General features: G+C 70.8%; 17 protein-coding genes. 7 read left to right on the forward strand and 10 right to left on the reverse strand.

Features of this window, described 5'->3' with window-relative positions:
- Window positions 1–32: 32 nt before the first annotated feature.
- Window positions 33–617, reverse strand: a complete 585-nt coding sequence (locus OG844_RS21430) for a suppressor of fused domain protein (protein WP_406392334.1) — start codon at window positions 615–617, stop codon at window positions 33–35.
- Window positions 618–1,025: 408 nt separating this feature from the next.
- Between OG844_RS21430 and OG844_RS21435 the strand changes: the two genes are divergently transcribed.
- Window positions 1,026–2,141, forward strand: a complete 1,116-nt coding sequence (locus tag OG844_RS21435) for a magnesium and cobalt transport protein CorA (RefSeq protein ID WP_406392336.1) — start codon at window positions 1,026–1,028, stop codon at window positions 2,139–2,141.
- Between the two features lie 12 nt (window positions 2,142–2,153).
- Window positions 2,154–2,672, forward strand: a complete 519-nt coding sequence (locus tag OG844_RS21440) for a hypothetical protein (RefSeq protein ID WP_406392338.1) — start codon at window positions 2,154–2,156, stop codon at window positions 2,670–2,672.
- Between the two features lie 42 nt (window positions 2,673–2,714).
- Here OG844_RS21440 and OG844_RS21445 read toward each other — a convergent pair whose 3' ends face one another.
- Window positions 2,715–3,479, reverse strand: coding sequence for a hypothetical protein (locus OG844_RS21445; protein WP_406392339.1), 765 nt, complete (start codon window positions 3,477–3,479; stop codon window positions 2,715–2,717).
- A gap of 174 nt (window positions 3,480–3,653) precedes the next feature.
- Between OG844_RS21445 and OG844_RS21450 the strand changes: the two genes are divergently transcribed.
- Genes OG844_RS21450 through OG844_RS21460 form a run of 3 tightly spaced genes read left to right on the forward strand, consistent with a single transcriptional unit; the run spans window position 3,654 to window position 6,654 of the window.
- Complete coding sequence (locus tag OG844_RS21450) at window positions 3,654–4,928, forward strand: magnesium transporter MgtE N-terminal domain-containing protein (RefSeq protein WP_406396210.1); 1,275 nt, start codon at window positions 3,654–3,656, stop codon at window positions 4,926–4,928.
- Entirely contained in the window at window positions 4,918–5,478 is a 561-nt protein-coding gene (locus tag OG844_RS21455; RefSeq protein WP_406392341.1) for a DUF1003 domain-containing protein, read from the forward strand. Before OG844_RS21450 ends, OG844_RS21455 begins: the two co-directional genes overlap by 11 nt.
- A gap of 42 nt (window positions 5,479–5,520) precedes the next feature.
- On the forward strand, window positions 5,521–6,654 hold the full coding sequence (locus OG844_RS21460; protein ID WP_329207687.1) for an Mrp/NBP35 family ATP-binding protein: 1,134 nt from the start codon (window positions 5,521–5,523) through the stop codon (window positions 6,652–6,654).
- Window positions 6,655–6,763: 109 nt separating this feature from the next.
- On the opposite strand, the gene OG844_RS21465 is transcribed toward OG844_RS21460, so the two are convergent.
- From OG844_RS21465 to sigE, 5 genes are all read right to left on the reverse strand, one after another.
- On the reverse strand, window positions 6,764–7,426 hold the full coding sequence (locus tag OG844_RS21465; RefSeq protein WP_406392342.1) for a hypothetical protein: 663 nt from the start codon (window positions 7,424–7,426) through the stop codon (window positions 6,764–6,766).
- A gap of 126 nt (window positions 7,427–7,552) precedes the next feature.
- Window positions 7,553–8,026, reverse strand: a complete 474-nt coding sequence (locus OG844_RS21470; protein ID WP_406392344.1) for a sec-independent translocase — start codon at window positions 8,024–8,026, stop codon at window positions 7,553–7,555.
- A gap of 120 nt (window positions 8,027–8,146) precedes the next feature.
- Window positions 8,147–9,928: a trypsin-like peptidase domain-containing protein gene (locus tag OG844_RS21475; protein WP_406392346.1), complete on the reverse strand. Its 1,782-nt coding sequence runs from the start codon at window positions 9,926–9,928 to the stop codon at window positions 8,147–8,149.
- 90 nt (window positions 9,929–10,018) lie between these two features.
- A complete protein-coding gene (locus tag OG844_RS21480) occupies window positions 10,019–10,981 on the reverse strand; it encodes an anti-sigma factor family protein (RefSeq protein ID WP_406392347.1) in 963 nt (320 codons plus the stop codon).
- Window positions 10,978–11,739: an RNA polymerase sigma factor SigE gene (gene sigE, locus OG844_RS21485; RefSeq protein WP_406392348.1), complete on the reverse strand. Its 762-nt coding sequence runs from the start codon at window positions 11,737–11,739 to the stop codon at window positions 10,978–10,980. Before sigE ends, OG844_RS21480 begins: the two co-directional genes overlap by 4 nt.
- A gap of 179 nt (window positions 11,740–11,918) precedes the next feature.
- Here sigE and OG844_RS21490 point away from each other — a divergent pair, with 179 nt between their 5' ends.
- Window positions 11,919–12,584: an O-methyltransferase gene (locus OG844_RS21490; protein WP_385617851.1), complete on the forward strand. Its 666-nt coding sequence runs from the start codon at window positions 11,919–11,921 to the stop codon at window positions 12,582–12,584.
- Window positions 12,585–12,669: 85 nt separating this feature from the next.
- Here OG844_RS21490 and OG844_RS21495 read toward each other — a convergent pair whose 3' ends face one another.
- Window positions 12,670–12,837 carry a DUF3117 domain-containing protein gene (locus OG844_RS21495; RefSeq protein WP_003966491.1) on the reverse strand — a complete coding sequence of 56 codons (168 nt, stop codon included), beginning with the start codon at window positions 12,835–12,837 and terminating at the stop codon, window positions 12,670–12,672.
- A gap of 314 nt (window positions 12,838–13,151) precedes the next feature.
- On the opposite strand from OG844_RS21495, the gene OG844_RS21500 reads away from it, so the two are divergent.
- Entirely contained in the window at window positions 13,152–13,964 is an 813-nt protein-coding gene (locus OG844_RS21500; RefSeq protein WP_406392350.1) for an enoyl-CoA hydratase/isomerase family protein, read from the forward strand.
- Window positions 13,965–14,040: 76 nt separating this feature from the next.
- Here OG844_RS21500 and OG844_RS21505 read toward each other — a convergent pair whose 3' ends face one another.
- The gene (locus OG844_RS21505; RefSeq protein WP_406392352.1) at window positions 14,041–14,643 is read right to left on the reverse strand and encodes a DNA-3-methyladenine glycosylase I; all 603 of its coding nucleotides are present in this window, start codon (window positions 14,641–14,643) and stop codon (window positions 14,041–14,043) included.
- Window positions 14,640–15,071, reverse strand: a complete 432-nt coding sequence (locus OG844_RS21510) for a DivIVA domain-containing protein (protein ID WP_406392356.1) — start codon at window positions 15,069–15,071, stop codon at window positions 14,640–14,642. Before OG844_RS21510 ends, OG844_RS21505 begins: the two co-directional genes overlap by 4 nt.
- Window positions 15,072–15,100: the final 29 nt, after the last annotated feature.

A 15,100-nucleotide genomic window follows, 5' to 3' on the forward strand; every position in this document is an offset into this window, starting at 1 on the left:
CCGTCCGCAGCGCGGCGAACCGGTGGTCCCGATCAGTCCAGGGGTACCGAGGAACGCAGCGGGTCACGCAGATCCGTCCCCTGGGACAGCCAGCGCTCCTGCAGTTCCTGGGCCCCCCTGACCCGCTTCCAGGCCGCCTCGTTGTGGGTCATCGGCAGCAGCGGCAGAAAGCGCACCGGGTCCATCGGATCGTCCAGCTCCAGGTCCTCGACCAGGCCGCCCGGCTCGGCGACGAGCACGGAGCTGAACGGCGCCCCGGACCACAGCGGTTGACCGAGGTCCAGCGACGCGCCCGGTGCCACGATCAGTCCCTCGACCTGCGGGGAGGCGGCGAGCACGGCGAGCGGCCGCAGCACCTGGTCGGTGTCGGCGAGGCCGGCCCGTACCGAAAGGACCAGTTCCGCACGCGGGCCCTTCACCGGGTCGGCGAGGGGCGAGGTGGGGTCGGCCATCGGTTGTCCGGACATGCCGAGCGTGGCGTAGCGCACCACGTCGCCGTCGATGAAGCGGAGCACCTCGATACGGTCCGTGCCGAGGAACGTCACATCGGCGCGTGCGTCCGGTTCGCCCAGGGCCGTACGGAGCCGGGCCTCGACCAGAGCAAGAATTTCTCCCATGCCGCGAGCATAGAACGCGTTTCGAACGGGCAAAGGTACGGATTGGCCCCGGGGTGGCTGATAGCCTGGGCCGTCGGCCGGGACAGCACGCAGAAGCGTTGCTCTCAGTCCCGGCACACGTGATCCCCCACGGGGGACCGGCCGGAGGAGGTGGGGCTGCGGTGGATCCAAGTCGACCGTGCAGTACCAACCGTTCTTCCGCACGACGCCTATCTTCTGTGATCTGACGCCCTACCAGGACGTCCTCGCGGCAGTTCGCGCAACGGAAGAGCCCCTCGTTTTTGCCTGTCTGTAGCGAACGCCGTCATCGCGCCTGCGCGGTGCCGCCCGCTTTGCGGACGTGAGCGCACGTCCCCATTCCGGGCTGTTCCACGCCCCCGCCGACGGCCCTCCGTGAAGGAGCCAGCCTTGTCGATGATCCGCGACCTGCGCGCCGCCGTGCGCCCGTCCCTGCGCAAGAGCAACACGCCGTACAACAGCTACGACACCACCCGCGACCCGACCGTCTCCAGCGCTGTCGTCGACTGCGCGGTCTACCGGGGCGGACGCCGGCTCGCGGCCGACGCCTGCCAGACCCCGCACGAGGCGATGCTGCGCGTGCGCGAGGAAGGCGGATTCGCCTGGATCGGCCTGCACGAGCCGACCGAGGAGGAATTCGCCGGTATCGCGAGGGAGTTCGGTCTCCACCCGCTCGCCGTCGAGGACGCCGTCCACGCCCACCAGCGGCCCAAGCTGGAGCGGTACGACGACACGCTGTTCACCGTCTTCAAGACCATCCACTACGTCGAGCACGCCGAACTGACCGCGACCAGCGAGGTCGTCGAGACCGGTGAGGTGATGTGCTTCACCGGGCGGGACTTCGTCATCACCGTCCGGCACGGCGGACAGGGCTCGCTGCGCGCCCTGCGCCACCGGCTCCAGGACGACCCGGAGCTGCTCGCCAAGGGCCCGTCCGCCGTGCTGCACTCCATCGCCGACCATGTGGTCGACGGGTACATCGCGGTGGCCGCTTCGGTGCAGGACGACATCGACGAGGTCGAGATCGATGTGTTCTCCACCCCGGCGAAGGGCGGTCCGCGCGGTTCGGACGCGGGCCGGATCTACCAGCTGAAGCGCGAGGTACTGGAGTTCAAGCGTGCCGTGTCGCCGCTGCTGCGGCCCATGCAGCTGCTGAGCGAGCGTCCTATGCGGCTGATCGATCCCGACATCCAGAAGTACTTCCGCGATGTCGCCGACCACCTCGCCCGCGTGCACGAGGAGGTCATCGGCTTCGACGAGCTGCTCAACTCGATCCTTCAGGCCAATCTGGCGCAGGCGACGGTGACGCAGAACGAGGACATGCGCAAGATCACGTCCTGGGCCGCCATCATCGCCGTACCGACGATGATCTGCGGCGTGTACGGCATGAACTTCGATCACATGCCGGAGCTGGAGTGGACGTACGGCTATCCGGTGGTGATGGGCGTCATCGGAATCGTCTGCTTCACCATCCACCGCAGCCTCAAGCGCAACGGCTGGCTCTAATAGAGTTCGGGCATGACTGCTGCTGACGTGTTGCTGGGCCGGGCTCTCGTCGAAGAGGCCACCAAGAAGTCCGGCCTGATCTGGGTGCGGGGCACCGGCCCCGCCCGGGCCCTGTGGCACGTCTGGCACGAGGCCGCGGCCGTGCTCGTCGGCGACGGGCCCGGGGAGCAGCCGCTCCCCGGGGGCCTGGAGGACGGCGGCGCCGCCGAAGTGACCGTGCGCAGCAAGGACAAGGGCGGCAGGCTCGTCGCCTGGACCGCCGCGGTCGCCGTGCTGGAACCGCACTCCGAGGAGTGGGAGGCGGCGGTCGCCGAGCTCAAGGGCAAGCGGCTGAACGCACCGGACGCCGAACAGATGACTGACCGGTGGGCGCGTGAGTGCCGGGTGGTACGGCTGACGCCGGGCGCCTCCCGTACGGAGCTGCCGGACGGCTCCCTGGCCGCTGCCCCGCTGCCCACCGGGGCGACCACGCGACGGCCCGCGCCCGCCGCGCTTCCCCGGCTGCTGCTCAAGCGCCGCAGGAAGAGCTGACCGGCCGGCAGCCCCCGGGCCGGGTAGGCCTGCGGACCGCGCTCAGCCGGACGACTTGGGGAGCTGGCCGCCGTAGTCGACGGTGGCGCTCTCGGGCGGCGCCTCCAGCGTGAAGGCCTTGCCCCAGTCGGCGAGGGTGACGATGCCGCCGCCCCCGCCACGCGCCACGCGCAGCGGATACGGGGTGCCCTCCAGGGAGACGTCGAGTGCGCCGCCCTCACCCTTTCCACCCATGATCTGCACGGTGCGTACCCCGCCGATGGTGTCGCGGTCGCCCTTGTTGATCTTCCCGTGCAGTGCGAGCACTCCGTCGAGCAGGGTCTTCTTCTCGGTGAAGCCGCGCAGTTGCTTGTACGTCGGGTCGTCCTGCGGGACCTTCACGTACTTGCCCTGCAGCTTGTCGGCGGCGGCCCGGTCGCCCTCGTTGTCGCTGTCGCCCGTGTCCTCGTGGTTCCAGAAACCGGCGTCTGCCTTGAGGAAGAGCTCGTCACCGATCCGCAGCAACGCGAACGTGCTCCGTCTCGAGGTGACCGATCCGGTGCCGCCATCGGCGCTGAGCTGCATGTTCAGGGTGTACGTGCCCCCTTTGCTGACCAGCTTGCCGGCGAGCCGCACCGCGTCCGCGGCGTCCGCCGCCGCCCGTGCCTTCTGGTCGATCCGGGCCGCGGTCAGCTTGCCGACGCCGTTGGTCCCCTTGTCCGGGTCCTCTCCGGCGCAGGCCGTGAGCGCGGCCGTCAGGCCCGCACAGAGCACCACGGCGAGAGCGGTCCGGCGATGGGCCCGGACGGCCGGGGCGGAAGAGGTCACGGGCGCACTGCCTCTCGTCTGTGTGTCGGGGGGTGGCAGACGGCAGCGTACCTGTGCCGCGTACGCCATTCGGCAGTGCGCCGTACGGACGGGTCCACCGGCGCACACCGTCGCGGTACGGGCTAGCCTGATCACGCAAAGGAGGGCGTGAGGGACTTCAGGGAGGCGCACACGATGGCAGCAGGCGCTCCCCGGGTCTTCGTCTCACACCTCTCCGGTGTGCCGGTCTTCGACCCCAACGGCGACCAGGTCGGCCGTGTCCGCGATCTGGTGGCCATGCTGCGCGTCGGCGGCAAACCGCCGCGGCTGCTCGGGATGGTCGTCGAAGTGGTGAGCCGGCGGCGGATCTTCCTGCCGATGATCCGGGTGACGGGCGTCGAGTCGGGCCAGGTCATCACCACCGGAGTGGTCAACATGCGGCGCTTCGAGCAGCGCCCGACCGAGCGACTCGTTCTCGGCGAGATCCTTGACCGGCGGGTGCACCTGGTCGAAACCGACGAGGAGGTCACCGTCCTCGACGTCGCGATCCAGCAGCTGCCCGCCCGCCGCGACTGGGAGATCGACAAGTTCTTCGTGCGCAAGGGGCGCGGCGGCGCGCTGCGCCGCAGGGGCGAGACGCTGACCGTGGAGTGGTCGGCGATCAGCGGCTTCTCGCTGGACGAGGACGGCCAGGGTGCCGAGAACCTGGTCGCCACCTTCGAACGGCTGCGTCCGACGGATGTCGCCAACGCCCTGCACCACCTGTCGCCCAAGCGCCGTGCCGAGGTCGCCGCCGCCCTGGACGACGACCGGCTCGCGGACGTCCTGGAGGAGCTCCCCGAGGACGACCAGGTGGAGATCCTCGGCAAGCTCAAGGAGGACCGCGCGGCGGACGTCCTGGAGGCGATGGACCCGGACGACGCGGCCGACCTGCTCTCGGAGCTGCCGGAGGCGGACAAGGAACGACTGCTGGCACTGATGCGGCCGGACGACGCCGCCGACGTACGGCGCCTGATGTCGTACGAAGAGCGGACCGCGGGTGGTCTGATGACGACCGAGCCGATCATCCTGCGGCCCGACGCGACGGTCGCGGACGCGCTGGCCAGGGTCCGGCAGCAGGACCTCTCCCCGGCGCTGGCCGCGCAGGTGTACGTCTGCAGGGCACCGGACGAGACCCCGACCGGCAAGTACCTGGGCACCGTGCACTTCCAGCGGCTGCTGCGCGATCCGCCGTTCACGCTGGTCAGCTCGCTCGTCGACAGCGATCTCGTGCCGCTGACGCCGGACACCCCGCTGTCGGCCGTGACCAGTTTCCTGGCCGCGTACAACATGGTCTCCGTTCCCGTGGTGGACGAGACCGGGTCGCTGCTGGGCGCGGTGACCGTCGACGACGTGCTCGACCACCTGCTGCCCGAGGACTGGCGCGAGACCGACTTCCAGGGCGAGGAGGGGATCGCCGGTGACCGGTGAGGACCGCCCCAGAGCCGGGTCGACCGGCTCGTCGGGCATCGTGCGCCCCCCGCGGCCCCGGCTCGACCAGCCCAAGGCCCAGCGGCGCCGGCTGCTGCCGGAGTACGACCCCGAGGCGTTCGGCCGCTTCTCCGAGCGCATCGCCCGGTTCCTGGGTACGGGACGGTTCATCGTCTGGATGACGCTGATCATCATCCTGTGGGTGGTGTGGAACATCTTCGCGCCGGAGAAGTTCCGCTTCGATCAGTACCCGTTCATCTTCCTGACCCTGATGCTGTCCCTCCAGGCCTCGTACGCGGCCCCGCTGATCCTCCTCGCGCAGAACCGCCAGGACGACCGCGACCGGGTGACCCACGAGCAGGACCGCAAGCAGAACGAGCGGTCGATCGCGGACACCGAGTACCTCACCCGCGAGATCGCGGCGCTCCGGATGGGGCTCGGCGAGGTCGCCACCCGGGACTGGATCCGCTCCGAGCTGGAGGCCATGGTGAAGGACATGGAGGAGCGCCAGGTCCTCTTGCAGGTCGAGAGTGACGAAGGCGACCGCTGAGGGGCTACCCGCGCGTAGGCACCGGCGCCGTACCATCGTCCTATGGCTACGGAAGACGCGGTGCGTGAAGCACTGGCGACAGTGAACGACCCGGAGATCCACCGACCGATCACCGAGCTGGGCATGGTGAAATCGGTCGAAATCGATCCTGACGGTGTGGTCGCTGTCACCGTGTACCTCACGGTCTCCGGCTGCCCGATGCGAGAGACGATCACCAAGAACGTGACCGACGCGGTGGCCCGTGTCGAGGGCGTGTCACGGGTCGAGGTCACTCTTGACGTGATGAGCGACGAACAGCGCAAGGAGCTCGCCTCCTCGCTGCGCGGCGGCACGGCGGAGCGTGAGGTGCCGTTCGCCAAGCCCGGGTCGCTGACCCGGGTCTACGCGGTCGCGTCCGGCAAGGGCGGCGTCGGCAAGTCCTCGGTGACGGTGAACCTCGCCGCGGCGATGGCGGCAGACGGACTCAAGGTCGGCGTCGTGGACGCGGACATCTACGGTCACAGCGTGCCCCGGATGCTCGGCGTGGACGGCAAGCCCACCCAGGTCGAGAACATGATCATGCCGCCGTCGGCGCACGGCGTGAAGGTGATCTCCATCGGCATGTTCACCCCGGGCAACGCCCCGGTGGTGTGGCGCGGGCCCATGCTGCACCGCGCGCTGCAGCAGTTCCTCGCCGATGTGTACTGGGGCGACCTGGACGTCCTGCTGCTCGACCTGCCGCCGGGCACCGGTGACATCGCGATCTCCGTGGCACAGCTCGTGCCGAACGCCGAGATCCTCGTCGTCACGACCCCCCAGCAGGCCGCTGCCGAGGTCGCCGAGCGGGCCGGCTCCATCGCCGTGCAGACCCACCAGAAGATCGTCGGCGTCGTCGAGAACATGTCGGGGATGCCGTGCCCGCACTGCGACGAGATCGTCGACGTGTTCGGCTCGGGCGGCGGCCAACGGGTCGCCGAGGGGCTGACGAAGACGGTGGGCGCCGAGGTACCCGTCCTGGGCACCATCCCGATCGACGTGCGCCTGCGCGAGGGCGGCGACGAGGGCAAGCCCGTCGTGCTGTCCGACCCGGACTCCGCGGCCGGCGCCGCGCTGCGGTCCATCGCGGAGAAGCTGAGCGGCCGTCAGCGCGGCCTGTCCGGCATGTCGCTGGGGCTCACCCCGCGCAACAAGTTCTGAGCGGTCCACGGGTAAGGGTCGGCACCTCCGAGGAGGTGCCGACCCTTACCGCTGTCGCGCTACGGCTGTTCGCTCGACGCCGCGCATCCGCTCGACGCGTCGCGCTCGCTCAGTTGTCGTACGCGGCGATGTCGCCCACCACGGCGAAGCCCAGGCCGTACGCGCTCATCCCGCGTCCGTACGCGCCGATGTGCACCCCGTCCGGCGCCGAACCCGCCAGCACCCAGCCGAACTCGGACTCGCGGTAGTGGAACTCCACCGGCACGCCGTCCACCGGCAGGGAGAGCGTCGACCACGGCGCCTCGCCCAGGTCGTCGGCGAGTACGAACGCGGTCTCGGTCTGCTGGTTCAGCCATTCGTTGCGCAGGGTGTGGTCCATCTGCGGGGGCCATGTGTAGGCCAGCAGACCGGAGCCCGCCAGCCAGGCCGCCGAGGATACGGTGGTGGCGTCCAGCACCCCGGTGCCGTCACCACTGCGCCGTACCGGACTGCTGGCCACCGTCACGACCACCGCGAAGCGAGCCTTCTCGGCGCCCGCGTCGGCCCGCACCACGGGCTCCTCGCCGTGCCCGGTGGAACCGTGCTGCACGGTGCCGTCCGCCGAGGCGGTGACCTGCATCAGCCAGCGCGGACCGGTGAAGGCCCCGTCCAGCCCGTACCAGGGGAACGGCGCCTTGAGATAGCCGTCGACAGTACGCCGGGTCGCCGGCACCCCCTCTGCGGTGACTGCGCTGGGCGCATCTTCCGCCCCTACCCGACTCGTCGTCTCCATCTGTCCGGCCGCCTCCTCGATCTTTCACTGATCCGGAGCGGCCCTCCCCCCGTGGGCATGGGCAACCTCGCAACCGGACAGATGGAGAATAGCCATACCGTCCGGACGAGTCGGGATTGACGGGTCTCAGGTGGCGTCTGCGTCGAACGGCGGACGCTCGTCCTTGGCGGGCTGAGCGGGCTTCTTGAGCAGATCGGGCGCGGAGCCCCCGGCCGACGCGCCGGCGGCGGACGCTGCCGCAGCACCGGCGCCGGATGCGGAGGACGCAGTCTCACGGCCGTTCACCGCGTCGGTGACGTCGGCCATTTCCTTGCGCAGGTCGAAGCTCTCGCGGATCTCCTTGAGCCCCAGGTCGTCGTTGCCGTCCATGAGCTGCTTGCGGACGAAGGTCTTGGGGTTGAGATCCTCGAACTCGAAGTCCTTGAACTGCGGGCCGAGCTCCGAGCGGATGTCTTCCTTGGCGCTGTCCGAGAACTCACGGATCTTGCGGATGGTCCGCGTGACGTCCTGGATGACCTTCGGCAGTTTCTCCGGACCGAATACGAGCACGGCAAGAACCACGAGCGTCAGGAGCTCGAGTGCGCCTATGTCATTGAACACCTTGCTGCTCCTCGTGTTCTCTGCGTGTTCTCCGCGGTTCTCCGCCACCAGGTCGTCAGGGGCCCGGACCGGCTCCACGGTACCCGGCGAAGCTGTCCGGGCGGTACCTGCCGGTGGCCGTCAGGTGCCGCTCGCCGAGCCGAGCGTCAAGGTCATGGACAGCTCTTTGCCATCCCGGGTCAGCCGGAGGTCGAGCCGGTCGCCCGGCCGGTGGGCACGGATCTTGACGATCAGTTCCTCGCCGCTGTGCACGCGCTCGCCCTCCACCTCGGTGATGATGTCGCCCGTCTTGATGCCGGCCTTGTCGGCGGGACCGTCCGCGGTGACCGCGGACCCGCCGTCGGCGCCCTTCCCGCCGACCTTGGCTCCGTCGCCGGTGAACTTCATGTCCAGCGTGACGCCGATCACGGGGTGGGTGGCCTTGCCCGTGTTGATCAGCTCCTCGGCGACGCGCTTGCCCTGGTTGATCGGTATCGCGAAGCCGAGGCCGATGGAGCCGGACTGCCCGCCGTCGAGGCCGGAGCCGCTGTCGGCGCCGCGGATGGCGCTGTTGATGCCGATGACATGGGCCTCTGAGTCGACGAGCGGGCCGCCGGAGTTGCCGGGGTTGATCGGGGCGTCCGTCTGCAGGGCGTCGACATAGCTGACGTCCGAGCCGTCGCCCTTCTCGCCGCCCGCGGTGATGGGCCGCTGCTTGGCGCTGATGATGCCGGACGTGACCGTGTTGGACAGGTCGAAGGGGGCGCCGATGGCCACCACGGGATCGCCGACCTGCACGTTGTCGGAGTTCCCCAGAGGCAGGGGCTTGAGGCCCGAGACACCGGTCACCTTGACGACCGCCAGGTCGTAGCCGCTGTCCTTGCCGACGATCTCGGCGGGCGCGGTCTCTCCTCCGCTGAAGGTGACGGTGATGTCCCCGTTGGAACCTGCGGGGGCGACCACGTGGTTGTTGGTGAGGATGTGGCCCTTTTTGTCGAGGACGAAGCCGGTGCCCGTACCGGACTCGGCGGATCCGCTGACGTGCAGGGTCACCACGCTGGGCAGCGCGCTGGATGCGATGCCCGCGACGCTGTCGGGCGCCCTGCCTCCGCTGTCCCGGCCGGCCTGCGGGAGCTCGACCGTGGTGAGACCTCCGTTGCGCTCGGCGTAGGCGCCGATGCCGCCGCCGATCCCGCCGGCGACGAGAGCGAGCAGCGCGGCACCGATCAGGGCGGATCCACGGCGGCGCCTGCGGGGCTGCCGGTCGGCCCCGAGGGGCGGGCCGGCGTGGGCGAGTGGCTGCTGGGGCGCACCCCACGGGTCGTAGCGCAGCCACTGGGAGGCCTGGGGCTGGAGCTCGTGCTGGGCGGGGTGGGGTTGCTGCGGGGGCGGGGGCGGGGTGGCGCTGTGGTGATGCTGCTGCGGCACCGCATGCGGCTGGGGCGCGGCTGCGTACGCCCCACCGGGGCTGCCCTGGGCGGCAGGGGCCGGGGCGTGGACGGGTACCGGTGCCGCGGCCTGGACGGCCGTCCCCTGCCCGTTCGTCCCCGCGTAGGGCGGGGGTACGGGAGTGCCGTGCGCCGGGGTCGGCACCGGGCGCTGCACGGGCGGTGCGGGCGCCCACGGCCCCGGGCCTCCGTAGGGCGGGGTGCTGTACTCGTCGGGAGCGTGCAGTGGCTGTGCACGGGGGGCGGGCGGCTCGGCGAGCGGAGGCGCGGGCGGCTCGGCGGTTGCGGGGGCGGGGGCGGGCCGGGGTACCGGTTCCGCCGCCGGCACCGCTGCCGGTGCCGCCCCGTGGACCGCGGTGTCCTCGGCCGCGTCCGCGACGGACGTCGAGTCCTCCGGCCCGGCAGGGACAGCACGTCCCGTCGAGGGACGGCTCCACCACTTCGCCTTCGGCCCGCTGGGCTTTCCGTCGTCCATGCTCTCCCCGCAACTGGCCTCTGCACGCCCCCACAGGGGCGTCCCTCCCGGAATTCAACCAGGTTTGCGAATCCGCGCGCAGGGTCCCGGTCAGCGCAGGGGAGAAAGCGGCATCGCGTGGTCACGGAGCTGCGGCGCGGCCGCCGCCGGCTTCGGGTCCGCTCCCCCGCCGAGCGTGGCCGAGAACAGCGGGCCGGCATCGGTCGGGCGTATCAGCGGCGGCACGGTCACGTTCAGCACCGGGTACGCGTACGAGTGCCCGCTCAGCATCGTGGTGCTGAGCAGCGACGGCGCGGCGGCGAGCACCGGCCGGGCGGACGAGGACGGGGCGGGGTGCGAGGGCGTGACCGTGGCCCGGCCGTCGCCGACCGCGAGAGCACCGCCGCCACCGCGGCTCGCCGCAGCACCGGCACTGCCCGTCCGTGCGTCGGCGTCGAGCGGCGTCACGCTGCTTCCCGCGCCCTCCGCGCTGAGCGGCGCGTCAGGACCCTGGTCAAGGGGCAGGGCGCCGCCGAGCGCAATGGCTGCCAGCGAGACGGCACTTGCCGCGGCGAACGCGAAGCGCCGGGCACGCCACGGCGAACGGTCGGCCTCGCGGCCCACGTCGTGGATGCGGAAGGCCGAGCCGGTCGGGCCGCCCGGCAGCACGGCGGTGGAGCCGTGCGCGGTGGGGAGGTAGCCGAATCCGTCCAGCGGTGAGGGCCCGGAGGTCGTTCCCGGGCGTCCGCCGGGGTGCTGCAGTTCGGGGAAGAGACCCTCCCCGAAGCGCCGTCCACCGCCGAAGGGGCGGCTCGGGCCGTCGTCATCGCTCCCCGGGCCCCCGGGAAGGCCCTGCAGGCGCGCCAGGAACCCCTCGGAGGGGGAGGGAGGGGTGGCGGTCGCGAAGGCGCTCTTCAGCCGCCGCTGGGCGTCGGCCTCGGCCTTGCACCTGGAACAGGTCGCCAGGTGGGCGAGGACCCGCTCCCGGGCGTCGTGTTTGAGCTCGCCGTCGACGAGCGCGGCGAGCCGGTCCCCCAGATGGTGCTCCGCGGGGGTGGGGCCTGTGGCACTCACGCCGATCCGCCCTCCCCTGCCAGGACCGCGTCCGCCAGCGAACGCTGCTCGGCGCGGGCTTCCGGCGAACGGTGCTGCAGCGCCTTGCGCAGGTGCGAGCGGCCCCGGTGGATACGGCTGCGCACGGTGCCGAGCTTCACGCCGAGCGTGGCGGCGATCTCCTCGTACGAGAGGCCCTCGATGTCGCAGAGCACGACTGCGGCACGGAACTCGGGCGCGAGGGTGTCCAGCGCCTGCTGGACGTCCGCGTCGAAGTGGGTGTCGTTGAAAACCTGCTGCGGGGACGGCTCCCGGCTCGGCAGCCGCTCCGCGGCGTCGTCGCCCAGGGAGTCGAAACGGATCCGCTGCTTGCGGCGGACCATGTCCAGGAAGAGATTCGTCGTGATCCGGTGCAGCCAGCCCTCGAAGGTGCCGGGCGTGTACGTCGACAGCGATCGGAAGACACGGACGAAGACCTCTTGGGTGAGGTCCTCGGCGTCGTGCTGGTTTCCTGTCAGCCGGTAGGCAAGGCGGTACACGCGACCGCTGTGCGTGCTGACGATCTCTTCCCATGAGGGCGGGGTCCACGCCTGAGAATCCGCATCTGAGGCGAAGGTCGCGGTCGGTGCGGAATCGTTGGAAGAACGGTCAGCAATGTTGGTCACGGATTTCGGCTCACCAGCCGACCTGAGAAAGCGCCGCAGCACTCCTCCCCGATCCACAGGCGCAGCCGCACCTCCCCTATCGGCTCTGGTGGTGTCCAGTGGAGCCCCTACCATAGCCACCTCGCCCGTTAGCTCCGGATAAGCCTTTTCACCTGCTGACGCCCGGGCCCACCCGGGAACAAGGGCCCATGTTCCGGGCCCGCCGAGCGGGTCCGATCCACGCGTTTTCCCCTGCCTCTACCTAACGCCCGGTCCCATCTGCGGGTTCCCGGCTCCAGCGGATACAGTCACCGTTGCGCCAACTACGGGGACAGGAGAGGGTCATTACCGCCAACCGGCAGGCAAGCTGGGCGTTCGCCGACGCCTTTGTCGCCGAGGACGCAGCTCTGCGCTGGGCCCGTGACCGGGCCCGCGAGGCAGGGCTCCGCTCGGTGTCCCCAGGCACCGGAGCTGCGCTGCGCCTGCTCGCTGCCGCCGCGGACGCCAAGGCGGTGGCCGAAATCGGCACCGGTACGGGCGTGTCAGGCATCTATCTGCTGCACGGGATGCGCCCCGACGGCGTACTGACCACCGTCGATCCGGAACCGGAGCGCCAACAGTTCGCGCGCGAGGCGTTCCGGGCTGCGGGTTTTGCCACGAACCGGGCGCGGTTCATCCCCGGGCGCGCCCTCGACGTACTGCCGCGACTCGCCGACGGCGGCTACGACCTTGTTTTCTGCGACGGTGACCGGCTGGAGAGCCTGGACTGCCTCGCTGAATCGTTGCGCCTGCTGCGGCCCGGCGGTCTCGTCTGCTTCGAAGGCGTCTTCGCGGACGGCCGCACCATCGATTCCGCCGCCCAGCCGGCCGAGGTGCTGCGCCTGCGTGAGCTGCTGCGTGCGGTGCGGGAGAGCCAGGAGCTGATGGCGACACTGCTGCCGGTGGGCGACGGTCTGCTGTGCGCGGTGCGGCGCGGCTGAGGGCCGCGCCACCTGATCCGTGACGCACCACTGCCCCGGCACCGAATCGGTGCCGGGGCAGTGGTGAAGTGTGGGCGCGTCTACGTCAGCCGACGACCTTCTTCAGGGCATCGCCGAGTGCATCGGCCTCGTCCGGAGTCAGCTCGACGACAAGCCGACCGCCGCCTTCGAGCGGAACGCGCATGACAATGCCCCGCCCCTCCTTTGTCACCTCGAGCGGGCCGTCGCCCGTCCGCGGCTTCATGGCCGCCATGCTCGTTCCCCTTCCTGAAACCAGCTCATCCCAACCGGCGGCCCCATGACAGGCGCTGCCTCACCGGCGTCGAACACATTGCTTCCTTCGCATTATCCCGCATGGGAGACCCCGATGACCAACATCGGTCTGCATCGCTTGCGCAACGCACTCTCTCAAAACCACCTATTTCGGCGATCCGGCTGCGATACTGCGCCGCCACCGGCCCCCAGCCGAGAGCCAATTGTTAGACGCAGGTCACATCTCCGGCCCGTCCGAAGTCGGCCATGCTTGCCTGGACAGGCACAATGCCGGAGCCGTAAGGGGACCCAGGAATGGCCGACACCATGGCTGACGCCGTGCTCACGGACGTCAGCGACGGGCTCGCGACGATCACGATCAACCGACCCGACGCGATGAACGCCATGAACACCGCGGCCAAGGACGCGCTCCGCGACGCCCTTCGAGCCGTCGCCGAGGACACCGCCGTACGAGCTGTTCTGCTCACCGCCACCGGGCGCGCCTTCTGCGTGGGCCAGGACCTCAAGGAGCACGTCTCCAAGCTCGCCGAGGCCCGCGAGTCGGGCGGCGGCAACGCGCTGAGCACCGTGAAGGAGCACTACAACCCGATCGTGCGGGCCATCACCGAGATGGAGAAGCCCGTCGTGGCCGGGGTCAACGGGGTCGCCGCGGGCGCGGGGTTCGGATTCGCGCTCGCGGCCGACTACCGCGTGGTCGCCGACACGGCCGCCTTCAACACGTCCTTCGCGGGCGTTGCCCTGACGGCGGACTCGGGCGTCTCCTGGACGCTGCCCCGGCTGATCGGCGCGAGTCGCGCGGCCGACCTGATGTTCTTCCCGCGTTCGATCTCCGCGCAGGAGGCGTACGAACTGGGCATCGCCAACAAGGTGGTGCCCGCCGCCGACCTGGCCAAGGAGGCCCTGGCGGTGGCGCGTGCCCTCGCGGAGGGGCCGACGGTGGCGTACGCGGCGCTGAAGGCGTCGATGGCGTACGGCGCGGGCCACACGCTCGCCGAGTCACTGGAGAAGGAGGACGAACTCCAGACCCGGGCGGGCGCGTCGCAGGACCACACCATCGCGGTCGAGGCGTTCCTCGCCAAGCAGCGGCCGAAGTACCTCGGCAGGTAGCCGCAGGGGGCCGTCCGGCCTCGGCGGGTGGCGCCGGGGCTGTTCGGCCGCTCGGAGCCGAACGGCGTGGAGCCGGTCAGGACCGGCTGGACGGGCCCTGGAGCGCCTCCCGGGCCACGCAGTCGGCCAGGTGGTCGTTGACGAGGCCGCAGGCCTGCATGAGGGCGTAGGCCGTCGTGGGGCCGACGAAGCGGATGGACCGCTTCTTGAGGTCCTTGGCCAGCACCGTGGATTCCCGGGTGACGGCCGGGATGTCACCGAGGGCACGCGGGGCGGGGCGGCCGGCCGGGTCGGGGGCGTACGACCAGATGAGCGCGTCCAGCTCGCCCTCGTCCCAGCCGGCCAGCACCTTGGCGTTGGCCAGCGTCGCGTCGATCTTCGCGCGGTTGCGGATGATGCCGGCGTCGGCGAGGAGCCGTTCCCTGTCGGCTTCGGTGAACTCCGCCACGGCGGAGATCTTGAACCCGGCGAATGCGCTGCGGAACCCTTCGCGACGGCGCAGGATCGTCAGCCAGGAAAGGCCGGACTGGAACGCCTCCAGGCAGAGCCGCTCGAACAGGGCGTCGTCGCCGTGGACCGGGCGGCCCCACTCCGTGTCGTGGTAGGCGAGGTAGTCCTCCGTGGACAGGCCCCAGGGGCAGCGCAGACCGCCGTCTGCGGCCGGCCGGGCATCGCTCATCGCTGGCCTTCCTCGCCCGGCGGCCTGCCGTTGTCACGGCCGTTCTCACGGCTGTTGTCCCTGCCTTTGTCCCCGCCGAGCGGCTCGCCCGGCCGCTTGAACAGGTCGGGACCGGTCACCGCGGTCGCCTGAGCGCCGGCGAGCGCCGATTCCAGCTCGGCGATGCGGGCGTCCCGCTCGGCGAGCTCGGCACCGAGCCTGCCCAGCGCCTCGTCCACCTCCGCCATGCGGTAGCCGCGCACCGCCAGCGGCAGCCGCAGGACCTCGATGTCGGCGCGGCCGACCGGGCGGTTCGCCGGCAGCGGGTCGGTGAGCCGCTCGGGCTCCACGTCCTGCAGCACCGCACTTCCGCCTCCGCCGACCACCGCCAGGGTGACCGCGGCCACCACCACGGCCATCGTGAGCAGCAAGAACCAGAACACGCGCATCTCCCCGGGAGCGGAAACCTGTCCGGGTC

The organism is Streptomyces sp. NBC_00887, from assembly GCF_045207585.1.